Annotated in this window: 3 protein-coding genes; 2 read left to right on the forward strand and 1 reads right to left on the reverse strand. The window is 62.6% G+C overall.

The window, feature by feature from the left end:
* The first annotated feature begins 279 nt into the window (after window positions 1-279).
* Complete coding sequence (locus ACFMO5_RS01315; RefSeq protein ID WP_376790969.1) at window positions 280-990, forward strand: LysM peptidoglycan-binding domain-containing protein; 711 nt, start codon at window positions 280-282, stop codon at window positions 988-990.
* 862 nt (window positions 991-1,852) lie between these two features.
* Here ACFMO5_RS01315 and ACFMO5_RS01320 read toward each other — a convergent pair.
* Complete coding sequence (locus tag ACFMO5_RS01320) at window positions 1,853-2,110, reverse strand: hypothetical protein (RefSeq protein ID WP_376790970.1); 258 nt, start codon at window positions 2,108-2,110, stop codon at window positions 1,853-1,855.
* 577 nt (window positions 2,111-2,687) lie between these two features.
* On the opposite strand from ACFMO5_RS01320, the gene ACFMO5_RS01325 reads away from it, so the two are divergent.
* The gene (locus ACFMO5_RS01325; RefSeq protein ID WP_376790971.1) at window positions 2,688-3,674 is read left to right on the forward strand and encodes a lysylphosphatidylglycerol synthase transmembrane domain-containing protein; all 987 of its coding nucleotides are present in this window, start codon (window positions 2,688-2,690) and stop codon (window positions 3,672-3,674) included.
* Window positions 3,675-4,153: the final 479 nt, after the last annotated feature.

Consider the following 4,153-nt stretch of genomic DNA (forward strand, 5'->3'; position numbering starts at 1 on the left):
CCCGTTGGCCTGTGGAGATCCCTCTGGCGGCGGAACGGGCCTCCAGGTCCGGTCGACGAGCTATGGGTCGATGAAGCAGGAAGGGACCGGTCATCGATGGAACCCTTCGGGGTGAAATCGATGACGATGCGTCACGAAACGGTACCCTTGGTGGATGCCTGATAGAGGTCGGGTGATCCGCATTCGCAAGGCGATCGGAGCATTCACGCCCTTGGAAGGAACCGCCCCCGTATCCCGGGAGTGGACTTTTGAGCGGAGTTCAAGGAGAATCGGGGAAGGATGAGCGCGTGGAAGAGTGTCTTGGGACAGATCCTGGCCCTGTTGCTGCTGGGATGGATTCTGATCGGGGCCCTCTGGACGGCCACGGCGGAGATCCGACCGCGCCCTCTCGAACCAAGACGCAGCAGGAGCCCCCAGGCGTCGGTGACCCAAGAGCGGGTTGTGGCGACTCCGTTCCTCCCCGCGCCTACCACGCTACCCCGATCGCCTTCCCCCACTCAGCCGCCGACCGTTTCTCCTTCTCCGACCCCATCGGTGCCAGCCCCAACGCCCTTGCCCAGCCCCACCCGGACCCCCTGCCGGCCGCCGGCGGATTGGGCCCCCTACCGGGTGCAGCCGGGGGACACGGCCTTCCGGCTGGCGACCCTGGCCGGGATCTCCCTTCCGCGATTTCTGGAGGCCAACTGCTTGCGCGGACCGGCGTTGTTTATTGGCCAGCGGGTGTATCTGCCGGTGCGCCTCCCTACCTCCACCCCGAACCCGACCCCGTGCGGTCCCCCATCGGATTGGGAGCTTTACACGGTGCAACCAGGGGAGACCCTCTATCGGCTGGCAGCGCGTTTCCAGGTTCCCCTTTATCTGTTGATGCATGCCAATTGCTTGACGAGCCCGGTGCTAACCGCCGGGCAACCTCTCTACGTGCCGCCGCGGGGGACGCCGACACCCACCGGGATTCCTATTCCAACGGAGACTCCTACTGCCTCTCCATAATCTATGCCGTTCGGAGCCTGCAGGAAGAGGCAGAGGGGCCCTATTTCCCCTCTCCCCGCAGCCCCAAGGACCGTGGGGAGGGGGAGGAAAACGGTTTTTGGAGGGGAGCTGGGCGCCTTTGGCCGCCCGGCTCCGCCCCTATGAGGAAACCAAGTGCGTAACTCCTATGCTGGATCAGGGCTTATCGATGCCCGAACACGCTGGCTTTCGTCTTCGTTTACAAGGTAGAAGATAATAAATTTTCGTTGCTGGGTTATTGCAAACCTTTGCTGTGAATTCTAAACGCCGAGGGGAAACGGTCGGTGTAAGATAAACGCTACGATGGTGAAAAGGACCTGCCGGACCAGTCCGCCAACCGTTTCCTCCATGTGGGGGGATTTTGGGATGGGGCCGCCGAAGGCGGCCCCACCCACCCAAAATCATTCAACTTTCCCCCTCCCCGCGGCCCAAAGGGCCGTGGGGAGGGGTTTGCTCCGCACGAGGGCTGTAGGCGAAACCTCCCGGCTGGTCCACATCGAGTTCGCAACACGCGTTTGCAACAAAAAATTTGTCATCTTATGATCAAAGTGGGCGGCCGCTTCTTTCAATAGTGGCGGGCTCCAAATATCGAAAATTCAAAGAGGTTACGCAATGAGGAGAATTTCCCCACCCCCTTCCCCGTGCGGCAAAGCCACACGGGGAAGGGGGAAATCGGTTTCTTCGCGGGGTGCGGACGGCCGACGGGGGGCCACACCCCACGAACCATTACCGAATGGAGTGACCCCCATCAAAGCGCTCGCGACCCGGGGAAAAATCCGGAGGCGCCCCCTCGCGGGGGCGCCGCCGGCTTCTAGGGGTTTGGTCTGACGCCGGGGGGCTTTGACTACTTCCGAGCGGCCTTCTTGGTCGTCGCCTTCTTGGCGGGCTTCTTGGCCGCCGCCTTCTTAGCCGGCTTCTTGGCCGCTGTCTTCTTGGCGGGCTTCTTGGCTGCCGCCTTCTTGGCGGGCTTCTTGGTTGCCGCCTTCTTAGCCGGCTTGGCGGGAGCTGGCGTCGGAGTCGGGGCCGCTTCCTCCACGGGCGCCTCGGGGACGGGGGCGACCGCTCCCTCCTCCATCTGGTAGTAGATCCATTTGCCGACCATCGCACGCTCCTTTCTGACAAGGATAAGGGGTGGATGATCTATCCTCACGCTCATTGTATGATCACGCGCAAAATTTAGGCAAGACTAAATCTTATGCGAATTGGCTTGCTGAGGGGGAGGACGTGAGGCCGGAGCTCTCCCAGGATTCGAAGGTGCGTGGTTGGAGGCCGCCTCGGGTGGGGAGAAAGATCACGTATAGCCCCCGAGGGCGCTTGGGGTATAGGCTCGAATGGCAGCGATCAGAAACACGAAAGGGACGTTCCGGGAGAGGGCGGCCACCTGGGTTATCATGGAAGAGTTAGACTAGGGGGGTGCTAGAGGCGAGCGGACCCTGCCCTCCGAATCCCATAGGATGCCTGTGGGAGGGGGCATCTGGCCCGAGGCCTGAAAGGCCTTTTGAAAGGGGCTGTGCGGGCCGTGGAGGGGAGAGCGGCGTGGGGCCTTCTACATCTATGCCCCCGGGGCTCTGCATCCCCTCCCTGACCCATGGATCTCTGGATCGCGCGGCGGGAGTTCGGAAAAGCAAAGCGCTGGGGGCGGTCCCGATAACCTGTTGGAGTCTCTATGGAGGTGATTCTTGCGAATCTGGCAATGGCTTCTAGGGCTTCTGATCAGCATCCTGGCTCTGTATGGAGCGGTTCGAGGCCTGGACCTCCCGGCCCTATGGGCGGCTCTGCGAACCGGGAATTACGGGTGGCTGCTCCCCGCCCTTCTCGCGCTGACCCTCAGCGTGGCCGCCCGCGCGGCGCGCTGGCGGATCCTGCTGAACGAACCTCAGGGGGTATCGTTCTATCGACTGTGGAACGTCCTCAACGTGGGCTATCTGGTCACCCATCTCCTGCCCTTCCGAGTGGGGGAGCTCGCCCGGGTCCTCCTGCTGGCTCGTTACCCTCAGACCCCTCCCGGTCTGGTGGCGATGTCTATCGTAGTGGAGCACGTCCTGGATCTGGTGGCGGTGCTGATGCTGGCGGGGTTCGCCTTGGCCATCCGGCCGGAGACCCTCGGGATGGAGATCCTGAGTTGGGCGGGACTGGGTCTGACTGTGGGGGGGCTCCTGGTGCTTCTAGTGGGGGCCTTTCGCCCGAACTGGGCCTGGAGACTGACGGAATGGTTCACCCAACCGCTGCCGAGGCTCCTTCGGGAGCCCCTGCGTCGGGAGGCGCGGGCGGCCCTGAGCGGTCTCGAGGTCCTGCGAACCCCTCGGGCCCTGGTGGGGGCTTTAGGATGGTCCCTTGCGGCATGGGTGGCTGCAGGGTCCCAACTTTATGCGGTGATGGAGATTTTCCTGACCCATCCGGACTGGCTGCCCGCTCTGTGGACGATGACCGCGCTGACCTTTGGGATGCTGGTCCCTTCCACCCCCGGCTATATCGGCGTGGTCCAGGGGATTACGGTTTGGGTGATGGGCGGTTTTGGGATCCCCCAGGCGACCGCCTTCAGCATTTCCGTGGTTTCCCACGCCTTGATCTATTTCTATCTCTCGCTCCTGGGCGCTCTGGGGCTATGGGTGGAGACCGGAAGCCTCCGGCTGAGCTTCCTGCGGAAGGAGGGAGAGCGTCAGTGATCCGCGGCGTGACCCGCACCCCACCCCCGAGGCCGATGGCCCCCTAACCGGTGATTCCGGCCATTTTTTATCCCCGGGCCTCTGAGGTAGACCTCTTCTCTTCCCGCCTCCCTGTTGCCGCTACGTAGTGCGTTGTCCATATATATTTTTTGAGGTTTTATGGTCCTTGGGGGTCTTCGGGGGTTTGGGGCCGCCGAAGGTGACCCCAAACCCCCGCGGGATTCCTCCCTCCCCCCAGTCGAATGGGCTGCGGGGAAGGGGGGAGGGGGCATCCACTTGCTCAACTACATATCCCCCAAACCCATGGGGATGAAGCCGTAGTTGGCTGTTGCGGTGCACAACGCACGGTGCCTTACCGGACTATAATAGTGCTTTGTCCATGAGGTTATGGGGTTCGGAGGGACCTTTGGGGGATAGGTGATCATCCCATTCGGGAATGGTAATTCTTTCTTCGTGGGGTGCGGGCCGCCGAAGGCGGC

It is taken from the genome of Thermoflexus sp., assembly GCF_042408365.1.
Taxonomy (GTDB): domain Bacteria; phylum Chloroflexota; class Anaerolineae; order Thermoflexales; family Thermoflexaceae; genus Thermoflexus.

Coding starts and splice junctions, on each gene's coding strand:
- ACFMO5_RS01315 (WP_376790969.1), top strand. CDS start 280: ATGAGCGCGTGGAAGAGTGTCTTGGGACAGATCCTGGCCCTGTTGCTG.
- ACFMO5_RS01320 (WP_376790970.1), bottom strand. CDS start 2,110: ATGGTCGGCAAATGGATCTACTACCAGATGGAGGAGGGAGCGGTCGCC.